Annotated in this window: 22 protein-coding genes; 7 read left to right on the top strand and 15 right to left on the bottom strand. The window is 71.6% G+C overall.

All coding sequences use genetic code 11. The features are described from left to right. Positions 1-274 precede the first annotated feature (274 nt). Positions 275-844 carry a DUF4136 domain-containing protein gene (locus DRV96_RS11050; protein ID WP_235823369.1) on the top strand — a complete coding sequence of 190 codons (570 nt, stop codon included), beginning with the start codon at positions 275-277 and terminating at the stop codon, positions 842-844. 42 nt (positions 845-886) lie between these two features. Here the strand turns inward: DRV96_RS11050 and DRV96_RS11045 are convergent, their stop codons facing one another. Both DRV96_RS11045 and DRV96_RS11040 read right to left on the bottom strand, forming a co-directional pair. Beyond that, positions 887-2,935: an ATP-dependent helicase gene (locus tag DRV96_RS11045; RefSeq protein WP_119290939.1), complete on the bottom strand. Its 2,049-nt coding sequence runs from the start codon at positions 2,933-2,935 to the stop codon at positions 887-889. An 86-nt stretch (positions 2,936-3,021) separates the two neighbouring features. Further along, positions 3,022-3,819: a small multi-drug export protein gene (locus DRV96_RS11040; RefSeq protein ID WP_119290937.1), complete on the bottom strand. Its 798-nt coding sequence runs from the start codon at positions 3,817-3,819 to the stop codon at positions 3,022-3,024. An 89-nt stretch (positions 3,820-3,908) separates the two neighbouring features. On the opposite strand from DRV96_RS11040, the gene DRV96_RS11035 reads away from it, so the two are divergent. The 3 genes from DRV96_RS11035 (at position 3,909) to DRV96_RS11025 (ending at position 7,138) form a co-directional block, all read left to right on the top strand. Beyond that, the gene (locus DRV96_RS11035) at positions 3,909-5,450 is read left to right on the top strand and encodes an alkaline phosphatase D family protein (RefSeq protein ID WP_119290935.1); all 1,542 of its coding nucleotides are present in this window, start codon (positions 3,909-3,911) and stop codon (positions 5,448-5,450) included. 51 nt (positions 5,451-5,501) lie between these two features. Next, positions 5,502-6,470, top strand: a complete 969-nt coding sequence (locus DRV96_RS11030) for an AEC family transporter (protein WP_119290933.1) — start codon at positions 5,502-5,504, stop codon at positions 6,468-6,470. A 248-nt stretch (positions 6,471-6,718) separates the two neighbouring features. Beyond that, on the top strand, positions 6,719-7,138 hold the full coding sequence (locus tag DRV96_RS11025; RefSeq protein ID WP_162911019.1) for a hypothetical protein: 420 nt from the start codon (positions 6,719-6,721) through the stop codon (positions 7,136-7,138). 36 nt (positions 7,139-7,174) lie between these two features. Here DRV96_RS11025 and DRV96_RS11020 read toward each other — a convergent pair whose 3' ends face one another. The 3 genes from DRV96_RS11020 to hemE form a co-directional block, all read right to left on the bottom strand. Continuing rightward, positions 7,175-8,473: a tetratricopeptide repeat protein gene (locus DRV96_RS11020; RefSeq protein ID WP_162911018.1), complete on the bottom strand. Its 1,299-nt coding sequence runs from the start codon at positions 8,471-8,473 to the stop codon at positions 7,175-7,177. Positions 8,474-8,513: 40 nt separating this feature from the next. After that, positions 8,514-10,553, bottom strand: coding sequence for a primosomal protein N' (locus DRV96_RS11015; protein ID WP_119290926.1), 2,040 nt, complete (start codon positions 10,551-10,553; stop codon positions 8,514-8,516). A gap of 362 nt (positions 10,554-10,915) precedes the next feature. Continuing rightward, positions 10,916-12,034, bottom strand: a complete 1,119-nt coding sequence (gene hemE, locus DRV96_RS11010; protein ID WP_119290924.1) for a uroporphyrinogen decarboxylase — start codon at positions 12,032-12,034, stop codon at positions 10,916-10,918. 58 nt (positions 12,035-12,092) lie between these two features. Here hemE and DRV96_RS11005 point away from each other — a divergent pair, with 58 nt between their 5' ends. The 3 genes from DRV96_RS11005 to DRV96_RS10995 are packed head-to-tail and all read left to right on the top strand — an operon-like array spanning position 12,093 to position 14,143. After that, positions 12,093-12,719: a LemA family protein gene (locus tag DRV96_RS11005; RefSeq protein WP_419187048.1), complete on the top strand. Its 627-nt coding sequence runs from the start codon at positions 12,093-12,095 to the stop codon at positions 12,717-12,719. Positions 12,720-12,732: 13 nt separating this feature from the next. After that, entirely contained in the window at positions 12,733-13,635 is a 903-nt protein-coding gene (locus DRV96_RS11000; RefSeq protein WP_119290922.1) for a TPM domain-containing protein, read from the top strand. 1 nt (position 13,636) lies between these two features. After that, entirely contained in the window at positions 13,637-14,143 is a 507-nt protein-coding gene (locus DRV96_RS10995) for a TPM domain-containing protein (RefSeq protein ID WP_119290920.1), read from the top strand. Here the strand turns inward: DRV96_RS10995 and ppk2 are convergent. The 10 genes from ppk2 to atpB all read right to left on the bottom strand — a co-directional run bounded on the left by ppk2 (position 14,133) and on the right by atpB (position 23,569). After that, a complete protein-coding gene (gene ppk2, locus DRV96_RS10990) occupies positions 14,133-14,999 on the bottom strand; it encodes a polyphosphate kinase 2 (RefSeq protein ID WP_119290918.1) in 867 nt (288 codons plus the stop codon). The genes DRV96_RS10995 and ppk2 overlap by 11 nt on opposite strands. Next, complete coding sequence (locus DRV96_RS10985; RefSeq protein ID WP_119290916.1) at positions 14,996-16,585, bottom strand: acyl-CoA synthetase; 1,590 nt, start codon at positions 16,583-16,585, stop codon at positions 14,996-14,998. The genes ppk2 and DRV96_RS10985 overlap by 4 nt, the downstream gene beginning before the upstream one ends. 204 nt (positions 16,586-16,789) lie before the next feature. Then, a complete protein-coding gene (locus DRV96_RS10980; protein WP_119290914.1) occupies positions 16,790-17,209 on the bottom strand; it encodes a F0F1 ATP synthase subunit epsilon in 420 nt (139 codons plus the stop codon). 140 nt (positions 17,210-17,349) lie between these two features. Next, entirely contained in the window at positions 17,350-18,750 is a 1,401-nt protein-coding gene (gene atpD, locus DRV96_RS10975; RefSeq protein ID WP_119290912.1) for a F0F1 ATP synthase subunit beta, read from the bottom strand. A gap of 43 nt (positions 18,751-18,793) precedes the next feature. Beyond that, a complete protein-coding gene (atpG, locus tag DRV96_RS10970) occupies positions 18,794-19,681 on the bottom strand; it encodes a F0F1 ATP synthase subunit gamma (RefSeq protein ID WP_119290910.1) in 888 nt (295 codons plus the stop codon). Positions 19,682-19,719: 38 nt separating this feature from the next. Then, positions 19,720-21,273 (bottom strand): F0F1 ATP synthase subunit alpha, encoded by a 1,554-nt coding sequence (gene atpA, locus DRV96_RS10965; protein WP_119290908.1) that lies wholly within the window; start codon positions 21,271-21,273, stop codon positions 19,720-19,722. 39 nt (positions 21,274-21,312) lie between these two features. Then, on the bottom strand, positions 21,313-21,849 hold the full coding sequence (locus DRV96_RS10960; RefSeq protein WP_119290906.1) for a F0F1 ATP synthase subunit delta: 537 nt from the start codon (positions 21,847-21,849) through the stop codon (positions 21,313-21,315). Between the two features lie 3 nt (positions 21,850-21,852). After that, positions 21,853-22,323: a F0F1 ATP synthase subunit B gene (locus tag DRV96_RS10955; RefSeq protein WP_119290904.1), complete on the bottom strand. Its 471-nt coding sequence runs from the start codon at positions 22,321-22,323 to the stop codon at positions 21,853-21,855. Positions 22,324-22,392: 69 nt separating this feature from the next. Further along, positions 22,393-22,656 (bottom strand): F0F1 ATP synthase subunit C, encoded by a 264-nt coding sequence (gene atpE / locus DRV96_RS10950; protein WP_119290902.1) that lies wholly within the window; start codon positions 22,654-22,656, stop codon positions 22,393-22,395. 55 nt (positions 22,657-22,711) lie between these two features. Then, positions 22,712-23,569, bottom strand: a complete 858-nt coding sequence (gene atpB / locus DRV96_RS10945; RefSeq protein ID WP_119290899.1) for a F0F1 ATP synthase subunit A — start codon at positions 23,567-23,569, stop codon at positions 22,712-22,714. Positions 23,570-23,573 lie beyond the last annotated feature (4 nt).

Raw genomic sequence — 23,573 nt, 5'->3', positions numbered from 1 at the left:
ATGCTCAAGCGGCTGATCGCCAACATCGGCGCGGCCTTGCAGCACGTTCGGTCAGCTGCGGAGCAGTTCAAGGACCTCGACCGCTGGGGCTGCCTGCTGCGCTACGTCAGCGACCGCATAGCCCCGATCGTCGGCCCACCACGACCCGCGGCTGGCCTGCCAGCGACGGGGTAACTGCCGGATTTAGGATGACTGCACAGTGCCGCGCGGCATGCGCACCGGGGTGAACGACCGGGCCACGCCGCCGGCGCCGATCGACAGGAGCTTGTCCGCGATGAACCCGAACCCCCACCGCCGCCTGATGCTGACCGCATGCGTCGCCGCCGCGCTTCTTGCCGGCTGCGCGACGCCGGCGCCCGACGTGCGCACGCAGGTCGACCGCGGGACCGACTTCGCGCGCTACCAGACCTTCGCGTTCGTCAGCCCGCTGGGCACCGACCGCGCCGGCTACCAGACCATCGTCTCGCAGCACCTGAAGACGGCCGCGCGGCGCGAGCTCGAAGCGCGCGGGCTGCGCTACGACGAAGGCTCGCCGCAGCTGCTCGTCAACTTCCACGCCGCGCTCGCCGAGCGCGTGCGCGTCGTGCCCGCGCCGATGTTCCCGTATCCCTACTACTACGGCTACCGCAGCGGGCTGTACGCCGGCTGGCCGTGGTGGGTCGACGGCGCCGAGGTGCGCACGTGGCGCGAGGGCACGATCAACATCGACGTCGTCGACGCCGCGCGCAAACAGGTGGTGTGGGAAGGCGTCGTCGTCGGCGAGGTCACGCCAGCCGCGCTCGACGACCTGCCCGGCGCGCTCGACCGCGCAGTGACGGCCGCGTTCGCGAAGTTCCCGCGCTGACCGCGGGTGCCGCCGACGCGGCGCGGCCCCTGAAGGCGCCGCTCACGCCGCGTCGTCGGCCGGCGCCGTCACCTTCGCAGCGAGCTGCGCGCGCAGCTGCCGCAGGCGCTCCTTCGGGTCGACCTTGGGCTGCGACTCGTGCAGCTTCATCTCGGCGATGAAGCGGCTGGGCACGCCGGCCACCGTCTCGCGCCCGCGCTTGCGCCGGCGCAGCGTGCTCACCGCGAGCGTGCGCTGCGCGCGCGTGATGCCGACGTACATCAGCCGCCGCTCTTCCTCGAGGCGCTGCGGCGTCATCTCGTCGTCGTCGGCCTTGAACGGCAGCAGTCCTTCGTTGACGCCGGCGAGGAACACGTGCGGCCACTCGAGCCCCTTGGCCGCATGCAGCGTCGACAGCGTCACGACGTCCTGATCGTCGCCGCGCTCGGCGAGGCTCACGATGACGCTGATCGTCTGCGCGACCTGCAGCACGGTCTGCTTCTCGGTCTCGAAGGTGCCGCCGTCCTGCGTGATCTCGCCGCCGCAGCGCTTCGCGATCCAGTCGACGAAGTCGAGCACGTTGGCCCAGCGCGCGGCGGCGAGCTTGGCGTTGTCCTCGCCGTCCGCCAGGTGCTGCTCGTAGCCGATGTCCTTGAGCCAGTCGAGCAGCAGCGCCTTCGCGGCCTCGGCGCCCTCGGTGTGGCGGGCGCGGTACTCGAGCTCGTTGACGTAGCGGCCGAACTCGTGCAGCGAGCCGGCGGCCTTGGGCCCCAGCGCGGTGTCGAGCATCGGCGAGTGCAGCGCCTCGAACAGGCTCGTCTTCCACTGCGCGGCGAACTCGCCGAGCTTGGCCAGCGTCGTCGCGCCGATGCCGCGTTTGGGGGTGGACACGGCGCGCAGGAACGCCGGGTCGTCGTCGGCGTTGACGAGCAGGCGCAGCCACGCGGTGAGGTCCTTGATCTCGGCGCGATCGAAGAAGCTCTGCCCGCCCGAGACCCTGTACGGGATCTGCGCGGCGCGCAGCTTCTGCTCGAACGCCTTCGACTGGTGGTTCGCGCGGTACAGCACCGCGAAGTCGGCGAACTTCACCGCGCCGCCCTGGCTGCGCAGCGCCTGGATGAAGGCCACTGCGCGCTCGGCCTCGTGCTCCTCGCCGTCGCACTCGATCACGCGCACCGGCTCGCCGTCACCGAGCGCACTCCACAGCGTCTTCGGGAACAGCTTCGGGTTGCCCGCGATCACGGCGTTGGCCGCGCGCAGGATGTGGCCCGTCGAGCGGTAGTTCTGCTCGAGCGCGATCACCTTCAGCCGCGGGTAGTCCTGCGGCAGGCGCCGCAGGTTGTCGAGCGTCGCGCCGCGCCAGCCGTAGATGCTCTGGTCGTCGTCGCCGACCGCGGTGAACAGGCCCTCGTCACCGACCAGCGCCTTCAGCAGCTCGTACTGCACCGCGTTCGTGTCCTGCACCTCGTCGACGAGCACGTGGCCGAACGCGGCGCGCCAGGCGGTGCGCGCCTCGGCGTCGGTTTGCAGCAGCTTCAGCGGCAGGCCGATCAGGTCGTCGAAGTCGACGGCCTGGTACGCCGCCAACCGCTCCTGGTAGCGCTGCATCACCTTCGCGGCCACCGCCTCGTCGTCGCTGGCCGCCGCGGCCAGCGCCTGCTCGGGCGTCAGGCCTTCGTTCTTCCAGCGGCTGATCGTCCACTGCCACTGGCGCGCCGTCTTCGCGTCGGTCGTGCCGCCGGCGTCGCGCAGCAGGCCGAGCACGTCGTCGGCGTCGAGGATCGAGAAATTGGGCTTCAGCCCGATGCGCTCGCCGTCGGCACGCAGCATGCGCACGCCCAGGCTGTGGAACGTCGAGACGACGAGCTCGCGCGCCGCGCGCGGGCCGACGAGCGCTTTCGCGCGCTCGCGCATCTCGGCGGCGGCCTTGTTCGTGAACGTGATCGCGGCGATGCGCCTGGGCTCGAGCCCGCGCGAGAGCAGGTGCGCGATCTTGTGCGTGATCACGCGCGTCTTGCCCGAGCCGGCACCGGCCAGCACCAGGCACGGCGTGGCGACGTGGTAGACGGCGTCGAGTTGCGCCGGGTTCAGCGTGGCGGGGGCGTCGGGCATCGGGGAACGGCGTCGGAAGGCTGGCAGGGGGTGCCGCGACGCCGAAGGGCGCGGATCATAGCCGTGCGGCTGCGGCGGGTGCCGGTCTAGCTCTGCCGCACCTCGTCGCGCACGCGCGCGCGCCGCATCCAGCGCTGGACGCCCCACGCCAGCACCGCCAGGGCGACGAGCACGGCGAACACGGCGTACGGGTGCACTGCCGAGGCCCACGCGTCGATCTGGTCGAGGAAGCGCGCGTAGATCACGATCGCCAGCGCGGTGGCCGACAGCACGACGGCCAGGTTCACTGCGGTGCGCAGCCCGAGCAGGAAGCCGACGATCGCGCCGACGACCGGCCCCGTCATCCAGAACGGCATGAACACGAACAGGAACAGCCCGGCGACGCCGAAGCGGCGCACGCGCCCGTGGCCGGCCTCGGCGGCGGCGCGCAGTCGGCCGAGCATCGGCGCGATGCGCCGCGTGTCGAGCAGCTCGCGCCAGCCGAGCACGAACAGCGGGTAGACGACGAGCACCTGCGCGCTCTCGACGAACAGGTTGACGATCACGACCTCGAGCGGCCCCATCCCGCTGGCGAAGCCGTAGCTCATGCCCGCGGCGCGGCCGATGACCAGGTTCAGCCCGATCAGCGCCGCGTAGTCGACCGTCGCGCGCGGCGCGAGCATCAGGCCCACGCCGACACCGGCGGCGATCGCCAGCGTCATAGTGAGGCCGACGATCAGCACGCGGCCTTCGGTGCTGGCGACGAGCGCGCGCCACTGCGCCGTGCCGACGCTGCCCGGCCGCGGCGCGGCGCCGGCGTCGTCGGACGGGGCGTCCGCCGCCGGCGCGCTCGGCGTCGCGTCGGGGTCGGGTCGGGGTTCGGCCGGCGGCAGGGCGGCGGTCATCGTCGATGGCGCAAAGCCGCCATCATGCCTGCGCCGCGGGCGGTACCCGCCGTCGTGCGACGGTCATCGACGCTCGCGATACTGGCACGATGCCACGGCGACGACGGCTTCTGCTCGCGGCCGGCGGCCTCGCGGCAGCCGCCAGCCTTGGCATCGCGCCCGCGTTCGTGCGCGCGGCGCGCGCCGACGGCGCCGGGCGCTTCGCGCTCGGCGTCGCGTCGGGCCAGCCGCGTGCCGACGGCGTCGTGCTGTGGACGCGGCTGACGGGCGCCGACCTGCCGCCGCGCGTCGAGGTGCAGTGGGAACTCGCGCACGACGAGGCCTTCACGCACGTGGCCGCGCGCGGCGTCGAGACCGCCGAGGCCGCGTGGGCGCACAGTGTGCACGCCGAGCCGCAGGGGCTCGAGCCGGCACGGGGGTACTGGTACCGCTTCACGGCGCTCGGCGACCGCAGCGCGGTCGGCCGCACGCGCACCGCCCCAGCCGCCGAGGCCGACGCGACGCTGCGCTTCGCGATCGCGAGCTGCCAGCGCTACGACGCCGGCCACTACGCGGCGTGGCGCCAGGTCGCGGCCGACGCGCCCGACCTCGTGCTGTTCCTCGGTGACTACATCTACGAGTACCCGTCGCGCGCCGACGCGCTGCGCCGCCACGAGGGCGGCCTCGTGACGACGCTCGAGCAGTACCGCGCGCGCTACGCCACCTACAAGAGCGACCCGCTGCTGCAGGCCGCGCACGCCGCGGCGCCGTGGCTGCTGGTGTGGGACGACCACGAGGTCGACAACGACTACGCGGGGCTGCAGGGCCAGGCGCTGCACAGCGACTTCGCCGCGCAGCGTGCCGCCGCGTACCAGGCCTACTGGGAGCACATGCCGCTGCCGACGTCGGCGCGGCCGAACCTCGCGGTGGCCGGCGGCGCGATGCGCATGCACGGCCGCCTCGACTGGGGGCGGCTCGCGCGCATCCACCTGCTCGACGGCCGCCAGCACCGCGACGCGCAGGCCTGCCCGCGCCCCGGGCGCGGCGGCTCGAACGTCGTCGCGGCCGCCGCCTGCCCCTCGCTGCGCGACGAGCGCCGCACGCTGCTCGGCCACGCGCAGGAGCAGTGGCTGGCCGACGGCTGGGACCTCGCGCGGCCGTGGAACCTCGTCGCGCAGCAGACGCTGATGGCGCGCTTCACGTCGGGCGGCGCGGGCGACGACGCGCTCGTGTGGACCGACGGCTGGGACGGCTACGCGCCGGCACGCGCACGGCTGCTCGGCACCGTGGCGCAGAAGAAGGTGCCGGGCGTCGTCGTGCTCGGCGGCGACGTGCACACGCACTACGTCGCCGACCTGAAGGCCGACTTCGACGACCCGCGTGCGCCGGTCGTCGCCAGCGAGTTCTGCGGCACCTCGATCAGCAGCCGCTCGTCGCTCGGGCAGGACCGCATCGACGCGCTGCGGCGCCACAACCCGCACATCCACTACGGCCGCAGCGACCGCCGCGGCTACGTGCGCTTTCGCCTCGAGCGCGAGCGGCTGCACGTTGAGCTGATGGGCGTGGCCGACGCCGACGACCCCGGCAGCGCGGTCAAGGTGCTCGCGCGCTACGTCGTCGACGCCGATCGGCCGGGGCCGCAGCGGGCCTGATGCGCCCGCGCCGGGTGCCGGGGCGGCGCCCGTTGCGATACTTCGCCCCCCATGGGCGCCGTCCTCGCCGTCACCGTCCCGTTCTTCGCGCTCGTGCTGGCGGGCTACCTCGCGGCGCAGCGCCGGCTGCTGCCCGAGGCGGCGATCCCGGGGCTCAACGCCTTCGTGCTGTACTTCGCGCTGCCGGCGATGCTGTTTCGCTTCGGCGCCGGCACGCCGATCTTCGACCTGCTGAACCCGGCGGTGCTCGTCGTGTGGATCGTGTGCGCGCTGCTGATCGTGTTCGTCACGATCGCGTTCACGCTCGGGCCGGTGCACCTGAAGGACGCCGCGTTCGGCGCGCTGGTGGCGGCGTTCCCGAACACCGGTTTCATGGGCGTGCCGCTGCTGGCGGCGCTGCTGGGCCCGGCCGCGGCCGGGCCGGTGATCTCGGCCGTGTTGGCCGACTTGTTCGTCACGTCGTCGCTGTGCATCGCGCTGGCGCAGGCGCACGACGCCAGCGGCCACGGCGCGCGCGACGCGGCACTGAAGACGCTGCGCGGCACGCTGGCCAACCCGCTGCCGTGGGCGATCGCCGCCGGCGCGGTGTTCTCGGTTGCCGGGCTGTCGCTGCCGGGGCCGCTGGACGCCGTCGTCAAGATGCTCGCCGACGCGGCGACGCCGGTGGCGCTGTTCACGATCGGCGCCGTGCTGTGGCGCGCCGGCCAGCACGCGCACACGCGCACGCCGCCGGCGCAGTACCTGCCGGTCGCGGCGATCAAGCTGTTCCTGCACCCGCTGCTGGTGTTCGCCGTCGGCGCCGCCGCGGTGCGCCTGGGTGCGCCGCTGACGGCGTTCCAGCTCACCGTGCTGACGCTGGCCGCGGCGCTGCCGAGCGCGAGCAACGTGTCGCTGCTGGCCGAGCGCTACGGCGCCGACAACGGGCGCGTCGCGCGCATCATCCTCGCCTCCACCGCCGCGGCGTTCGTGACGTTCTCGCTGCTGGCGTCGGTGCTCGGGACGCAGGCGCGCACGGCGTGAGACGCGCCGCTCGGCGATCGGCCGGCGTGCCGCGCGCGCGTGCGGTGCGTCACACCCGGCCGGCGCGCAGGTGCGCCACGGCGCGCGCGGCGTCAACCCCCGGGCGGCGACGCCGATATCGAGGCGCGGCCGTTGGCGCGACGAGCGTCGTTACTTCTGGTGACGATCGCGCGATGAACGGCGCCACGCGTGTCGGCACCAAGAGGGGCCGAGACGTTCGATCGACAACCCCCTTGCAGGAGCAGGCGATGAAGCAATCCGAGTCGTGGCGCTGGCGGCAGGCCCTGGCAACGACCGCGGCGGTGGCGGCGACGGCGTTCGCGAACGCCGCACAGGCCGGCGTCGACGTCGGCGTCGGCATCACGATCCGCGAACCCGGCGTCTACGGCCGCATCGAGATCGGCAGTGCACCGCCGCCGCGCGTGATCTACGCCGAGCCGGTCGTCGTCGTGCGCCGGCCGGTGCGCCTCGAGCCGGTGTACCTGTACGTGCCGCCCGGCCACGCGAAGAACTGGGCCAAGCACTGCCACCGCTACGACGCGTGCCACCGACCGGTGTACTTCGTGCGCGAGGACTGGGTGGAAGAACGCTACGCGCACGCGCATCCGGGCTACAAGCGCAAGGACCGCGGTCATCCCGGCAAGGGCCGCCACGGCCGCGACGACTGAAGGCCCCGGCCACGCGCCGGCACCGCACCGGCAGCGTCAGCGGCGCTGCAGCAGCACGAGCAGCCCGGCGATCGGGCGGCGCTGGTTCTCGCGCAGTGTCGCCTCGCTGATCTCGCCGACGTCGAAGCCGCCCGACGCCGCGAGCGTGCGCAGATAGCGCGCCGAGTGCGCGTAGCGCAAGGTGCCGCGCAGCTCGAAGTCGACGCCGTCGTCGGCACGCTCGACCGAGAACACGAACCAGCCGCCCGGCTCGAGCACGCGCGCGACGCCGGCGAACACGTCGTTCAGGTCGCCGAGGTACGTGAACACGTCGGCGGCGAGCACGAGGTCGTGGCGGTCGGGTGTCGCGCGCAGATGGTCGACGAGGTCGGCGCGCTCAAGGCGGCCGTAGACGCCGAGCGCGCGCGCCTTGTCGAGCATCGCCTGCGACAGGTCGACGCCGTCGAGCCGCTCGACGACGGGCGCCACCAGCGGCCCGCACAGCCCGGTGCCGCAGCCGAGGTCGAGCGCATGAGTGAAGCGCCGCCCGAGCGCGGCGATGCGCTCGGCCAGCATGCCGGGCGAGCGGTAGTTCAGCACCTGCACGAGGTGCTCGTCGAAGCGCTCGGCGTAGCCGTCGAACAGCTGCTGCACGTAGGCGCCGGGAGCGCGCGCCGGCTTCGGACGGCCCCCGAGTGCGGCGAGGAAGTAGCCGTTGTACTCGGCATCGCCGCCGTGCGCGATCGCCTGCTCGAACGCGGCGACGGCCTCGTCGCGCCGACCCAGGTCCTTCAGCAGCCCGCCGCGCAGCGTCCACGCCCACGCGTCGGTCGGATCGAGCGCGAGCGCGCGCTCGTACGACGGCAGCGCCTCGTCGTGGCGCTCGAGGCTTTGCAGCGTCTGCCCGTGCAGCGTCCAGCCGCGCGCGTGCCCGGGCTGCACGCGCAGCAGGTGCTGCAGGCGCGCGAGCGCGTCGGCGTGGCGGCCGAGGCGGTTCAGCGCCATCGCGGTGCGGTACAGCGTCGGCGCGTCGTCGGGCACCTGTGCGAGCACGCGCTCGAAACACGGCAGCGCCTCGGTGTCGCGGCCGAGCCGCTCGAGCGCCAACCCGCGCTGCAGCCAGCCCTCGACGTGCTCGGGCTGCGCGGCGACCGCCTCGTCGAGCAGCGGCAGCGCGTCGGCCGGCCGGCCGAGGCGGATGCGCACCGCGCCGAGGTTGGTCAGCGTCGACGCGCGCCCGGGTACCAGCGCCAGCGAGGCCTCGAAGCTGCGCTCGGCGTCGTCCAGACGCCCGGCCTCGAGCGCCTGCAGGCCGTCGAAGAAGCACTGGCGGGCACGTTCGAAGGCGTCGTTCATCGTTGGCGGCGGGCGGACGGCGCGCATTGTCGCCGCCGCGTCAGATCGCGAGCGGGTCGACGTCGATCGCCCAGCGCGCCAGCGCCTTGTGCGTCGCGCGCAGCGCGTGCAGCGCCGGCACCCACGCGGCGAGCAGCCGCTGCAGCGCCGCGCGCGAGCGCGCCTCGACGAGCATCTGCACGCGCTCGATGCCGGCCACGCGCGACAGCGGCGGCGGCACCGGCGGGTAGACGCTGACCTGGTCGGCGCCGGGCAGCTGCGCGGCGAGCGCGGCGGCGTCGTGCAGGAACGCGGTGGCCGCCTCGACGCGGCGCGCCTCGGCGCGCAGCAGTGCCAGGTGCGTGAACGGCGGCAGCCCCGCGGCCTCGCGCTCGGCCAGCTGCGCGGCGGCGAAGGCCGCGAAGTCGTGGCGCGCCAGCGCCGCGTACAGCGCGTGCTGCGGGTGCCAAGTCTGGATCCACAGCTCGCTCGCGGCGGCGCGCGCGGCGTCGCGGCCGGCACGGCCGCCGGCTTGCATCAGCAGCGCGAACAGGCGCTCGGGGGCGCGAAAGTCGCTCGCGAACAGCGACGCGTCGGGGTTGACCGCGGCCACCAGCGTGATGCGGCGGAAGTCGTGCCCCTTGGCCACCATCTGCGTGCCCACCAGCACGTCGACGTCGCCGGCGTGCACCGCGGCGAGCTGGGCCTCGAGCGCGCCCTGTGCGCGCGTGCTGTCGGCGTCGATGCGCGCGACGCGCGCGGTGGGCATCAGCTCGGCGATCTGCTCCTCGAGCCGCTCGGTGCCGCGGCCGATCGGCGCGATGTCCTGGTTGCCGCAGTCGGGGCACGCGCGCGGCACCGGCTGCGTGTAGCCGCAGTGGTGGCAGCGCAGCGTGCGGTCGCGCTTGTGGAACACGACCCACGCGCTGCAATGCGGGCAGCCGCTCTTCCAGCCGCAGGCGCCGCAGTGCAGCACCGGCGCGTAGCCGCGGCGGTTGAGCAGCAGCAGGCTCTGCTCACCGCGCGCGAGGCGCTGCCGCAGCGCGTCGACGAGCGGCGGCGACAGCGCGCTGTCGCGCAGCGCCTCGCGCGGCAGCCGGCCCATGTCGACGACGCGCACGCGCGGCGGCGCGCCGCCGCCGATGCGCTGCGGCAGCGCCAGGCGCCGGTAGCGCCCCTGCTCGGCGTTGTGCCAGGTCTCGAGCGACGGCGTGGCCGATCCGAGCAGCACCGGCACGCGCTCGAGCCGGCCGCGGTAGACGGCGAGGTCGCGCGCCGAGTAGCGCGCGCCTTCCTGCTGCTTGAACGACGCGTCGTGCTCCTCGTCGACGACGATCAGGCCGATCCGCGGCAGCGACGCAAACACCGCGAGCCGCGTGCCAAGCACGACGTCGGCCAGGCCGAGGTGCGCGCGCAGCCAGTGGCGCAGCCGCTGCGCCGGCGTCAGCGCGCTGTGCAGCGTGACGAGCCGGTGCGCGCCGAAGCGCGCGCCGAAACGCGCCTCGAGCTGCGGCGTCAGGTTGATCTCGGGCACCAGCACCAGCACCTGGCGCCCGGCGTCGAGCGCGCGCGCCGCGGCGCGCAGGTAGACCTCGGTCTTGCCGCTGCCGGTGACGCCGTGCAGCAGCGTCGTGCCGGGCTCGGCGTCGGCGGCCAGCGCATCGAGCGCCGCGGCCTGGTCGGGGGTCAGCGGCGGCGGCGCTTCGGCTGGCGTCGGCGCCGGCGCGCGCAGGCGGGCGATGCGCTGGGCCAGCCGCGCGTCGTCGAGCTTGCGCAGCTCGGGCGGCAGCACCGACAGCGCAACCTCGCCGACGCTGCGCTGGTAGTAGCCGGCCGCGAACACAACCAGCTCGAGCCAGGCCGGTGGCAGCGGCGGCAGCGCCCGCAGCACCGCCGCCACCGGGCGCAGCGCGTCGTCGCCGATAGCGGTTGCCGCGTCGCCTGCGCGGCCCCACGCGATGCCGGTGACCTCGCGCCGGCCCAACGGCACACGCAACAGCGTCCCCGGCGCGACGGGCTCGTCGTGCAGATAATCGAGCGCGCCGGCCAGCCCGCTGTGCTGCGGCGTGTCGACGGCGACCGCGACGCGATGTCGGCTCAACGGCCCATCCTGCCGACGTTCACTTGCACGAAGAACCTCGGAGCCGTCTGAAGCCACGCACCCAAGTCCATGATTCGAAAACGCTTTTCGACCTGTCCACGGATTCTGTGGACAACTTTGTGGGGAACCTGCCAGCGACGGCGCTAAATGCTTGTGTCAGCAGGGCCGCAGGGTAGTTGCATGGCTGGCGAGCACGCCCCGACGCTGAGCAAAATCAAGCACTTAGCTGGTGCACCGGCAAAGTTGGCGTGGGCGTGCGCAGCGCTGGACGGCGCTGCGGCGCAGCACGAATCGTGGGGATAAGTCAAGACCTGAGCAGTCACTCACGCGCTGCGCGGCGCCGTTGACGCGGTCGCTGGGGGTCAAGCGACGGCGCGCAGACGCCGCGACACCTCGTGCACCGCATCGACCAGCGCCGCGACGTGGTCGGGCGGCGTGAACTGGCTGATGCCGTGGCCGAGGTTGAAGATGTGGCCGTCGACACCGCCGTCGGCGCGCTGCGGGCGGCCGAAGCTCTCGAGCACCTGGGCCGCCTCGGCGCGCACGACCTCGGGCGGCGCGAACAGCACCGCCGGGTCGAGGTTGCCCTGCAGCGCGACGCGGTTGCCGACGCGCGCACGCGCCGCGCCGAGGTTGACCGTCCAGTCGACGCCGAGCACGTCGGCGCCGCTGTCGGCCATCGCCTCGAGCCACGGCCCGCCGCCCTTCGTGAACACGATCGTCGGGACGTGCTGGCCGTCGTGCTCGCGCTTGAGCTGGGTGAGCACACGCTTCGTGTACGCGAGGCTGAAGCGCTGGAACGCGCCGTCGGCGAGCACGCCGCCCCAGCTGTCGAAGATCATGACCGCCTGCGCGCCGGCGTCGATCTGCGCGTTGAGGTACGCGGCCACCGCGTCGGCGTTGACCTCGAGGATGCGGTGCATCAGGTCGGGGCGCGCGTACATCATCGTCTTGACGAGGCGGTAGTCGTCGCTGCCACCGCCCTCGACCATGTAGCACGCCAGCGTCCACGGGCTGCCCGAGAAGCCGATCAGCGGCACGCGGCCGACCCGCCGCCCTGCGGCGTCGGTCGTGACCAGCGCGCGGCGGATCGACGCGACGGCGTCGAACACGTAGCGCAGCCTGTCGAGGTCGGGCACCGCGAGCCTGGCCACCGCCGCCTCGTCGCGCACCGGGTGCGCGAACCGCGGGCCCTCGCCCTGCGCGAAGCTCAGTCCCAGGCCCATCGCATCGGGCACGGTGAGGATGTCGGAGAACAGGATCGCCGCGTCGAGCGGGTAGCGCTCGAGCGGCTGCAGCGTGACCTCGGTCGCGTAGTCGACGTTGGTCGCCAGCCCCATGAAGCTGCCGGCCTTCGCGCGCGTGGCGCAGTACTCGGGCAGGTAGCGCCCGGCCTGGCGCATCAGCCACACCGGCGTGTAGTCGGTGGGCTGGCGGCGGCAGGCGCGCAGGAAGGTGTCGTTGGCGAGCGGCGCGAGCATCGGGCGATTATGGGCCGCGCCGGCGGTACGATGCCGGCCTCGCCGAAGGAGGACGATGATGACGATGTGGACCCGACGCGTGGCGCTGGCCGCCGCCGCCGCGCTGTCGCTGCTGCTGGCCGGCTGCGGCTACAACGAATTCCAGCGCCTCGACGAAGAAGTCAAGGCCAGCTGGTCCGAGGTGCTGAACCAGTACCAGCGCCGCGCCGACCTGATCCCGAACATCGTCGCCACCGTCAAGGGCGAGGCCGACTTCGAGCAGACGACGCTGACGCAGGTCATCGAGGCGCGCGCGAAGGCGACCTCGATCCAGGTCACGCCCGAGACGCTGAACAACCCCGAGGCGTTCAACCGCTTCCAGCAGGCGCAGGGCGAGCTCAGCAGCGCGCTGTCGCGCCTGATGGCGGTCGCCGAGAACTACCCGAACCTGAAGGCCAACCAGGCGTTCCAGAACCTGCGCGTGCAGCTCGAGGGCACCGAGAACCGCATCACGGTGGCGCGCAACCAGTACATCCGGGCCGTGCAGCGGTACAACGTGCTGCGGCGCAGCTTCCCGACCAACCTCACGGCGATGATCTTCGGCTACGACGTCAAGCCCAACTTCACGGTCGCCAACGAGGCGCAGATCAGCACGCCGCCGACGGTCGACTTCAGCCGCCCGGCGGCACCCGCGGCGAGCCGCTGAACGGCCGCCGGCGATGAACGCGCGGGGCGCGCTCGCGACGCTGCTGCTGGCGTTCGCCGCCGCGCTCGCGTTCGCGCAGGACCTGCGGCCGGTGCCGCCGCTGACGGCACGCGTGATCGACCAGACCGGCACGCTCGCCGACGCGCAGCGCGCCGCGCTCGAGGCCAAGCTCGCCGCCTTCGAGGCCGAGGCGGGACCGCAGATCGTCGTGCTGATGGTGCCCACCACCGCACCGGAGGACATCGCCGCGTACGCGTGGCGTGTGGCCGACACCTGGAAGATCGGCCGGCGCGACGTCGGCGACGGCCTGCTCGTCGTCATCGCGAAGGACGACCGCCGCGTACGCATCGAGGTCGCGCGCGCGCTCGAAGGCGCCGTGCCCGACCTCGCGGCGCGCCAGATCATCGACCGCGCGATGGTGCCGGCGTTTCGCGCCGGCGACTTCGCCGGCGGCATCGACGCGGCGCTCGACCTGCTGATCGCGCGCATCCGCGGCGAGATGCTGCCGGCGCCGCAGCGCGCCGCGGCCCGCGAGCGCGGACCCGACTGGGAGCAGATCGCGATCTTCTTCTTCGCCGTCGTACCCATCGTCAGCACCGTGCTGACGGGCATCCTCGGCCGCGGGCTCGGCACGCTGGCCAGCGGCGCGGCGGTGGGGGCGCTGGGCTGGGTGATCACCGGCAGCGTCGTGCTCGCGGTCGCGGCGGCGGTGGTCGCGGTCGTGCTCGTCGCTGTGTTCGGCGTCGGTGCCGCGGCCAGGCGCATCAGCGGCCGGCGCAGTCCGTGGCCGCCGCCGACGCCGGGCAGCCCCTGGGGCGGCGGCTGGGGCGGCCACGGGGGCGGCTTCGGCGGCGGCGGCTTCGGCTCGGGCGGTGGCGGCAGCTTCGGCGGCGGCGGCGCCTCGGGAGGGTGGTGAGATGCGGTGGCTGACCCGTCTGTGGCGCCACCGCTGGCTCGACGCCGGCGACGCGCTGCGCCTCCTCGGCGCCGACGGCATCGAGCGGCTGCAGGCACGCATCCGCGCCAGCGAAGCGCAGCACAGCGGCGAGATCCGCGTGTGCGTCGAAGCCGGGCTGCCGCTGTCGTACCTGTGGCGCGACGCGTCGCCGCGCGAGCGTGCCGTCGCGCTGTTCGGCAAGCTGCGCGTGTGGGACACCGAGGCCAACAACGGCGTGCTGATCTACCTGCTGCTGGCCGACCACGCGATCGAGATCGTCGCCGACCGCGGCGTCGACCGCCGCGTGCCGCCCGGGCACTGGCAGCGCGTGGTCGAGGCGATGGGCGAGGCCTTCCGCGCGGGGCGCTTCGAGGACGGGCTCGCGCAGGCGATCGATGCCGTGCACGAGGTGCTGCTCGCGCACTACGCGCTGCCGGCGGGCGAGCGCAACGTCAACGAGCTGCCCGACACCGTGGTCATCCTCTGACGCGTGCGTCGAGCGGCGGCCACGGCGGGATCGGCTTGAGCGGCCCGTCGAAGCGCTCCTTCAGCGGCTGGCCCGGCAGCGGCGGGAACTCGACCGTCTGCGCGGGCACGTCGTGGTCGGGCAGGCTGTCGAGCAGGTGGCGGATCAGCGTCAGCCGCCCGTGGCGCTGGTCGTTGAAGTCGACCAGCGTCCACGGCGCATGCGGCTTGTGCGTCGCGGCGAGCATCGCGTCGCGCGCGCGCCCGTACTCGGCGTACTTCGTGCGCGCCTCGAGGTCGATCGGACTGAGCTTCCATCGCTTGAGCGGGTCCGCGAGGCGCTCGGCGAAGCGCGCCTCCTGCTGCGCCTGATCGACGGTGAGCCAGTACTTGCGCAGCACGATGCCGTCGTCGGCGAGCAGCTTCTCGAACACCGGCGCCTGCTTCAGGAAGGCCGCGGTCTGCGCCGGCGTGCAAAAGCCCATCACCGCCTCGACGCCGGCGCGGTTGTACCAGCTGCGGTCGAACAGCACGATCTCGCCGGCCGACGGCAGGTGCGCGACGTAGCGCTGGAAGTACCACTGCGTGCGTTCGGCCTCGCTCGGCTTGGGCAGCGCGACGACGCGGCAGCGCCGCGGGTTCAGCTTGGCCGAGATCGCGCTGATGACGCCGCCTTTGCCGGCCGTGTCGCGACCCTCGACGACGACGACGAGCCGCCGGCCGGTGTGCTCGAGCCAGCGGTGCACCTGCGCGAGCTCGACCTGCAGCGCCTCGAGGCGCTCGGCGTACTCGGCCTTCGAGATCCTCGAGGCGTTGCCGTCGGCCGCCGTCGCGCGGTCACCTTGGTCCTTGGCGCCCTTCTTCTTGCCCTTCGTCATCCCCGGTCTCCCGGCGCGGTGGCGAACAGCGCCTCGAAGCGCTGGCGCAGCTCGCGCTTGAGCAGCTTGCCGCTCGGGTTCTTCGGCAGCGCGTCGACGAACACGACGCGCTTGGGCACCTTGAACGGCGCCAGGTGCTCGGCGCAGTGCGCGAGCACCGCCGCCTCGTCGAGCGACTGGCCGGACTTGACGACGACGATGGCGACGACGGCCTCGACCCAGCGCGGGTGCGGCGCGCCGATCACCGCGACCTCGCTGACCGGCGCGAGCTTGTAGATCGCCTCCTCGACCTCGCGGCTGGCGACGTTCTCGCCGCCGGTCTTGATCATGTCCTTCTTGCGGTCGACGATCGTGATGTAGCCCTCGTCGTCGATCGTCGCGAGGTCGCCCGAGTGGAACCAGCCGCCTTCGAACGCGGCGGCGGTGCGCTCGTCGTCGTGGAAGTAGCCGAGCAGCAGCTGCGGGCTGCGGTGCACCACCTCACCGACCGTGCGGCCGTCGCGCGGCACGTCACGCATCGCATCGTCGACGACGCGCGTCTCGACGTTGAGGACCGCTCGCCCGCACGAGCCGGGCTTGCGCAGCTGGTCGTCGGGGCCGAGCATCGTCGCCAGCGGCGCGATCTCGGTCTGGCCGTACAGGTTCCACAGCCGCAGGCCCGGCAGCCGCCGCAGGATCTCCTTCATGACCTCGACCGGCATGATCGACGCGCCGTAGTAGCCCTTGGCGAGGCTCGACAGGTCGGTGGCGTCGAACGCCGGCGAGCGCAGCAGGCCGATCCACACCGTCGGCGGCGCGAAGAACGACGTGATGCGGTGGCGCTCGATCAGTGACAGCAGGTGGTCGGGCACCGGCTTGCCGGTGATGACGTTGCTCGCGCCGACATAGACCGCGGGGCCGAAGAACACGTCGAGCTGCGCGCAGTGGTACATCGGCAGCGCGTGCAGCATCAGGTCGCTGCCGGCGATGCTCGCGTCGACGACGCAGCTGACGTACTGCCACATCACGGCATCGTGCGTCAGCATCGCGCCCTTGGGCAAGCTCTCGGTGCCGCTGGTGTAGACGATCTGCGCGAGGTCGCTGCCCGCGAGCGCCACCTGCGGCGGCGCCGCGGTGCACGCGGCGAGTTCGTCGAACGACAGCAGCCCGGGCACCGGCGCGCTGCCGTCCTCGTCGGGCAGCCAGACCAGCCGCTCGACGACGGTGGCCAGCGTCGCGGCCTCGCGTGCCAGCGGCGCGAAGCCGGTGTCGGTGGCCAGCAGCCGCACGCCGGCGTGGCGCAGGATGTACGCCGCCTCGTCGGCCTTGAGCATGAAGTTGACCGGCACCAGCACCGCGCCGAGCCGCGCGAGCGCGAAGCGCATCGCAGCGAACGCGTGCGAGTTGCGCGCCAGCACCGCGACGCGGTCGCCACGCGCGATGCCGTGCTGCGCGAGCCCGGCGGCGAGCCGGTCGCAGAGCGCGTCGAACTCGCGGTAGGTCCAGCGCACGTCGCCGCAGGCGATCGCGAGCTTGTGCGGGTGGCGCGCGGCGCTGCGGTGCAGCAGGTCGCCGAGCGTGTGGCGGCGGATCAGGGCGGTGTCCATCGGCTGCAGCGTAGCCGCGCGGGCGCGCGAGCCGCCTCGGGACCGACCCGCACGCGAGGCGCGGCGGTGTGGGGCGGCGCGGGAGGGCACCCGCGCAGCGCGCGCCCGGGGGCGGACAGCCCCTGGACGAGATGCGGCCACAAGCGACGAGGCCCTGCGAACCGGCGCGGCTCGCAGGGCCCCTTGGCGCGATCGCGCGCCGCCTTACTTCTTGCGGAACTTGCGGATCGCGGCGATCTGCGCGGCCATCGCGGCGAATTCGCTCTGCGCCTTCGCGAAGTCGATGTCGCTCTTGGCGTTCTTCATCGCGTCCTCGGCCAGCTTCTTGGCCTCGTTGGCCTTGGCCTCGTCGAGGTCGCGGCCGCGGATCGCCGTGTCGGCGAGGACCGTCACGCGATTGGGCTGCACCTCGAGGATGCCGCCGGCGACGAAGACGAACTCCTCCTCGCCGTTGTCGGCACGCTCGATGCGCACCGCACCGGGCTTGATGCGCGTGATCAGCGGCGTGTGGCGCGGCAGGATGCCGAGTTCACCGGCCTCGCCGGGCAGCGCGACGAACTTCGCCTCGCCCGAGAAGATCTGCTCCTCGGCGCTGACGACGTCGACGTGGATCGTGTTTGCCATTCAGTTCTCCAGGCGGGCGAAAACCACGAGGGCCGCACGACGCCACCCCCATCCAGCGGCCGCCGCGGATCCGGCTTCGCCGGTCCGCTGGCGGCGCCCCCCTGGGGGGGAGGCGCCGAAGGCGCTTCGGGGGGGCGCCATCACTGCAGCTTCTTGGCTTTCTCGAACGCGTCGTCGATCGTGCCGACCATGTAGAAGGCCTGCTCGGGCAGCGCGTCGCACTCGCCGTTGACGATCATCTTGAAGCCGCGGATCGTCTCCTTCAGCGGCACGTACTTGCCCGGGCTGCCGGTGAAGACCTCGGCGACGTGGAACGGCTGCGACAGGAAGCGCTGAATCTTGCGCGCGCGCGCCACCGCGAGCTTGTCCTCGGGCGAGAGTTCGTCCATGCCCAGGATCGCGATGATGTCGCGCAGCTCCTTGTAGCGCTGCAGCACGGCCTGCACCGCGCGCGTCGTGTTGTAGTGCTCCTCACCGACGACGTTCGGGTCGACCTGGCGGCTCGTCGAGTCGAGCGGGTCGACCGCGGGGTAGATACCCAGCGCGGCGATGTCGCGGCTGAGCACGACGGTGGCGTCCAGGTGCGCGAAGGTGGTGGCCGGCGACGGGTCGGTCAGGTCGTCGGCGGGCACGTAGACGGCCTGGATCGACGTGATCGAACCGACCTTGGTCGACGTGATGCGCTCCTGCAGGCGGCCCATCTCTTCCGCGAGCGTCGGCTGGTAGCCCACCGCCGACGGCATGCGGCCGAGCAGCGCCGACACTTCCGTGCCGGCAAGCGTGTAGCGGTAGATGTTGTCGACGAAGAACAGCACGTCGCGGCCCTCGTCGCGGAACGCCTCGGCCATCGTCAGGCCCGTCAGCGCGACGCGCAGGCGGTTGCCCGGCGGCTCGTTCATCTGGCCGTAGACCATCGCGACTTTCGACTGGCTCAGGTCCTCGCTGACGACGACCTTCGACTCCATCATCTCGTGATAGAAGTCGTTGCCCTCGCGGGTGCGCTCACCGACGCCGGCGAACACCGACAGGCCCGAGTGCGCCTTCGCGATGTTGTTGATGAGCTCCATCATGTTGACGGTCTTGCCGACGCCGGCGCCGCCGAACAGGCCGACCTTGCCGCCCTTGGCGAACGGGCAGATCAGGTCGATGACCTTGATGCCGGTCTCGAGCAGCTCGGTCGACGGGCTCAGCTCGTCGTAGGCCGGCGCCTTGCGGTGGATCGAGGCCGTCTGCGTCTGGTCGACCGGCCCGCGCTCGTCGATCGGGTTGCCGAGCACGTCCATGATGCGGCCCAGCGTGGCCTTGCCCACCGGCACCGTGATCGGATGGCCGGTGTTGACGACCACCATGCCGCGGCGCAGGCCCTCGGACGAGCCCAGTGCGATGGTGCGCACGACGCCGTCGCCGAGCTGCTGCTGCACCTCGAGCGTCAGCGCCGAGCCTTCCATCTTCAGCGCATCGTAGACCTTGGGCATCTGGTCGCGCGGGAATTCGACGTCGACCACCGCGCCGATGCACTGGACGATCTTGCCTTGTGCCATGTCGTGTTCCTTCAATCAGTCAATCTGTTCGCAGCCGTGACGGTCAGCCGCTGATCGCCGCGGCCCCGCCGACGATCTCGGACAGTTCCTTCGTGATCGCCGCCTGGCGCGTCTTGTTGTAGATCAGCTTCAGCTCGTTGATCAGGTTGCCGGCGTTGTCGGTCGCGGCCTTCATCGCCACCATGCGCGCGCTCTGCTCGCTGGCCATGTTCTCGGCCACCGCCTGGTAGACGAGCGCCTCGATGTAGCGCGTCAGCAGCTCGTCGATCACGCTGGGCGCGTCGGGCTCGTAGAGGTAGTCCCAGGCGTGGTCCTTCTTCTCGGCATCGCTTTGCTGCAGCCGGTCGGCGCCCAGCGGCAGCAGCGCCTCGACCATCGGCTCCTGCTTCATCGTGTTGATGAACTTCGTGTAGCACAGGTACACCGCGTCGAGCTGCCCGGCGACGAAGGCATCGAGCATCACCTTGACCGGGCCGATCAGCTTCTCGAGGTGCGGCGCGTCGCCGAGCTGCACCGCCTGGCTGACGACCTTGGCGCCGATGCGGTTCAGGAAGCCGAGGCCCTTGTTGCCGATCGCCACCGCCTGCACGCTCGCGCCGGCGCTCTGGACCTCGCGCATCTTGGCGGTCACGGCGCGCAGGATGTTGGTGTTCAGGCCGCCGCACAGGCCCTTGTCGGTCGTGACGACGATGAAACCCACCGCCTTCGGCGCCCCCTCGACCTGCCGCATGTAGGGCGAGCGGTACTCGGGGTTGGCCTGCGACAGGTTGGTCGTGATGACGCGGATCTTGTCGCTGTACGGACGCGCCTGGCGCATGCGCTCCTGCGCCTTGCGCATCTTCGACGCGGCGACCATCTCCATCGCCTTCGTGATCTTCTTCGTGTTCTCGACCGACTTGATCTTGCCGCGGATTTCCTTACCCACCGCCATGACGGTTCTCCTTTCGCAAAGGTGTCGTCAGGGCGGGCTCAGGCAAACGACTTCTTGAACGCGACGATCGCGGCGGTCAGCTCTTCCTCGGCGGCCTTGTCCATCGCCTTCTCGGTCTCGAGCTTCTGCAGCAACGCGGCGTGGCTGGACTTCAGGTGCTGGTGCAGACCGCTCTCGAACGCGAGCACCTTCTTGACGTCGACGTCGTCGAGGAAGCCCTTGTTGACCGCGAACAGCGACGCAGCCATCAGCGAGATCGGCAGCGGCGAGTACTGCGGCTGCTTGAGCAGCTCGGTCACGCGCGCACCCCGGTCGAGCTGCTTCTTCGTCGCCGCGTCGAGGTCCGAGGCGAACTGCGCGAACGCGGCGAGCTCGCGGTACTGCGCGAGGTCGGTACGGATGCCGCCCGACAGGCTCTTGATCAGCTTGGTCTGCGCGGCGCCACCGACGCGCGACACCGAGATGCCGGCGTTGATCGCCGGGCGGATGCCGGCGTTGAACAGGTTGGTCTCGAGGAAGATCTGGCCGTCGGTGATCGAGATCACGTTGGTCGGCACGAACGCCGAGACGTCGCCGGCCTGCGTCTCGATGACCGGCAGCGCGGTCAGCGAGCCGGTCTTGCCCTTGACCGCGCCGTTGGTGAACTTCTCGACGTAGTCGGCGTTGACGCGCGCGGCGCGCTCGAGCAGGCGCGAGTGCAGGTAGAAGACGTCGCCAGGGAACGCCTCGCGGCCCGGCGGGCGGCGCAGCAGCAGCGAGACCTGGCGGTAGGCGACGGCCTGCTTGGACAGGTCGTCGTAGATGATCAGCGCATCCTGGCCGCGGTCACGGAAGTACTCGCCCATCGTGCAGCCCGAGTACGCCGAGACGTACTGCATCGCGGCCGATTCGGAGGCCGACGCGGCGACGACGATCGTGTAGTCCATCGCGCCGTGCTGCTCGAGCGCGCGCACCACGTTCTTGATCGAGCTCGCCTTCTGCCCGATCGCGACGTAGATGCAGACCATGTCCTGGCCCTTCTGGTTGATGATCGTGTCGATCGCCACCGCGGTCTTGCCGGTCTGGCGGTCGCCGATGATCAGTTCGCGCTGGCCACGGCCGATCGGCACCATCGAGTCGATCGACTTCAGGCCGGTCTGCACCGGCTGCGACACGCTCTGGCGCGCGATGACGCCCGGCGCGACCTTCTCGATGACGTCGGTCATCTTCGCGTTGATCGGGCCCTTGCCGTCGATCGGCTGGCCGAGCGCGTTGACGACGCGGCCGATCAGCTCGGGGCCGACCGGCACCTCGAGGATGCGGCCCGTGCACTTGACGGTGTCGCCTTCGGAGATGTGCTCGTACTCGCCCAGGATCACCGCGCCGACCGAGTCACGCTCGAGGTTCAGCGCCAGGCCGAAGGTCGGCGTGCCGTCCTTGGTCGGGGGGAACTCGAGCATCTCGCCTTGCATCGCCTCCGACAGGCCGTGGATGCGGCAGATGCCGTCGGTCACCGACATCACGGTGCCCTGGTTGCGGATGTCCGTCGTGGCGCCGAGGCCCTCGATGCGGCTCTTGATCAGTTCCGAGATCTCTGCGGGATTCAGTTGCATGGGGGTGCTCCCTGGGGGACCGACGCCGGAGGCGATGCCTCAGGCCGTCAGAGCCACCTTCATTTGTTCCAGACGGGCCTTCACCGAGGTGTCGAGCACCTCGTCGCCGACGACGACGCGGATGCCGCCGATCAGCGACGGGTCGAGCTCGACCTTCGGGTTGAGCTTGCGCGCGAAGCGCTTCTCGAGCGTCGCGACGACGTCGGCGAGCAGCGCCGGCTCGATCGGGTAGGCGCTGTAGATCAGCGCGTCGGACACGCCGCTGCGCGCGTTGACGAGCGCGCGGAACTGCGTGGCGATCTCGCCCATCGCGGCCAGGCGCCCGTTGTCGATCACGGTGCGCAGCAGGTTCTTCGCGGCGTCGCCGAGCCACGGCTCCTTGACCAGCGAGACGATGACGTCGAACACCTGCTCGGGACGCACCTTCGGGTCGTCGGCGAACTCGCGCAGGCGCGGGTGCGCAGCCACGGCGGCGATCGCCGCGACCTGGTCGGCCACCGCGGCGGCATCGGCCGGCGGCACCGCCTTGAACAGCGCCTCGGCGTACGGGCGGGCGATGGTAGCGAGCTCAGCCATGGCTCACAGCTCGGCCTTGAGCTGGCCCAGCAAGTCGGCGTGCACGCTGGCGTTGATCTCGCGCTTCAGGATCTGCTCGGCGCCCTTGACGGCGAGCGTCGCGACGTCCTCGCGCAGCGCCTCGCGGGCCTTGACGGCCTCCTGCTCGGCCTCGGCCTTCGCGGCAGCGATGATCTTGGCCGCTTCGGCGGACGCGCGGCTCTTGGCTTCCTCGATCATCGACTGCGCCAGACGCTCGGCGTCGGCCAGGCGCTTGGCGGCGTCGTCGCGCGCGGCGGCGAGCTGCTCCTCGACACGCTTGTTCGCGAGCGCGAGTTCGGACTTCGCCTTGTCGGCGGCGGACAGGCCTTCGGCGACTTTCTGCGCCCGCTCGTCGAGCGCCTTGACGATCGGCGGCCAGACGAACTTCATCGTGAACCAGACCAGGATCAGGAACACGATCATCTGGGCGATGAGGGTAGCGTTGATGCTCACTTCAGGGCCTCAATCGGTGATGACGGTGGCGGCGCGGCACGCACGGCGCGCCGGATCGCGGTCGGGCAATTACTTCGGCAGGTTGGCGATCTGGCCGAGGAACGGGTTGGCGGTGGCGAACCACAGCGCGATACCGGTACCGATGATGAACGCCGCGTCGATCAGGCCGGCGAGCAGGAACATCTTGGTCTGCAGTTCGCCCATCAGCTCGGGCTGGCGCGCGGCCGATTCGAGATACTTGCTGCCCATGATGCCGATGCCGATGCAGGCACCGACAGCGCCCAGACCGATGATCAGGCCGGCGGCGATGGCGACGAAGCTGATGACTTCCATGATGACTCCCAGTCAGTAGGTTTCGGGTTGGAGGGGAAACGGAAAGCGAAACGACTCAGTGCGCGTCGTGAGCCTGGCCGACGTAGACCAGCGTCAGCATCATGAACACGAACGCCTGCAGCGTGATGATCAGGATGTGGAAGATCGCCCACACGCTGCCCGCGATGATGTGGCCGATCATCAGCCCGATGCCGGTGCCCGACAGCGACCAGGCGCCACCCATCAGCGCGATGAGGATGAAGATCAGCTCGCCGGCGTAGAGGTTGCCGAACAGACGCATCCCGTGCGAGACGGTCTTCGCGACGAACTCGATGATCTGCATCGCGAAGTTGACCGGCCACAGCAGGAAATGGTTGCCGAACGGCGCCGTGAACAGCTCGTGCACCCAGCCGCCCAGCCCCTTGATCTTGACGTTGTAGTACAGGCAGATCAGCAGCACGGTGACCGACAGGCCCATCGTGATCGACAGGTCGGCCGTGGGCACGACGCGCATGTAGTCCTTCATGCCGAGCGCCGGTCCGGCGACGTGCCACATCTGCGGGATCAGGTCGACGGGGAGCAGGTCCATGAAGTTCATCATGAACACCCACAGGAACACCGTCAGCGCCAGCGGGCCGACGAACTTGCGGCTGGTGGCGTTGTGCACGATGCCCTTGGCCTGCGTGTCGACCATCTCGACAAGGAACTCGACGGCGGCCTGGAAGCGCCCCGGCACGCCCGAGGTCACCTTGCGCGCGGCCAGCCACAGCACCAGGCACACGAGCACGCCCAGCGTGACCGAGAAGAACAGCGAGTCGAGGTTGAGGTACGAGAAGTCGACCGGCGTCGACTGCGGCGGGTACTTGTTCTGCAGGTGCACCAGGTGGTGCTGAACGTATTCGCCCGGAGTGGGCGCGTTTGCGCTGGCAGCCATCGTC

The sequence above is a fragment of the Azohydromonas sediminis genome (assembly GCF_003574675.1).
Taxonomy (GTDB): domain Bacteria; phylum Pseudomonadota; class Gammaproteobacteria; order Burkholderiales; family Burkholderiaceae_C; genus Calidifontimicrobium; species Calidifontimicrobium sediminis.
This window is presented reverse-complemented; position numbering and strand designations above follow the sequence as displayed.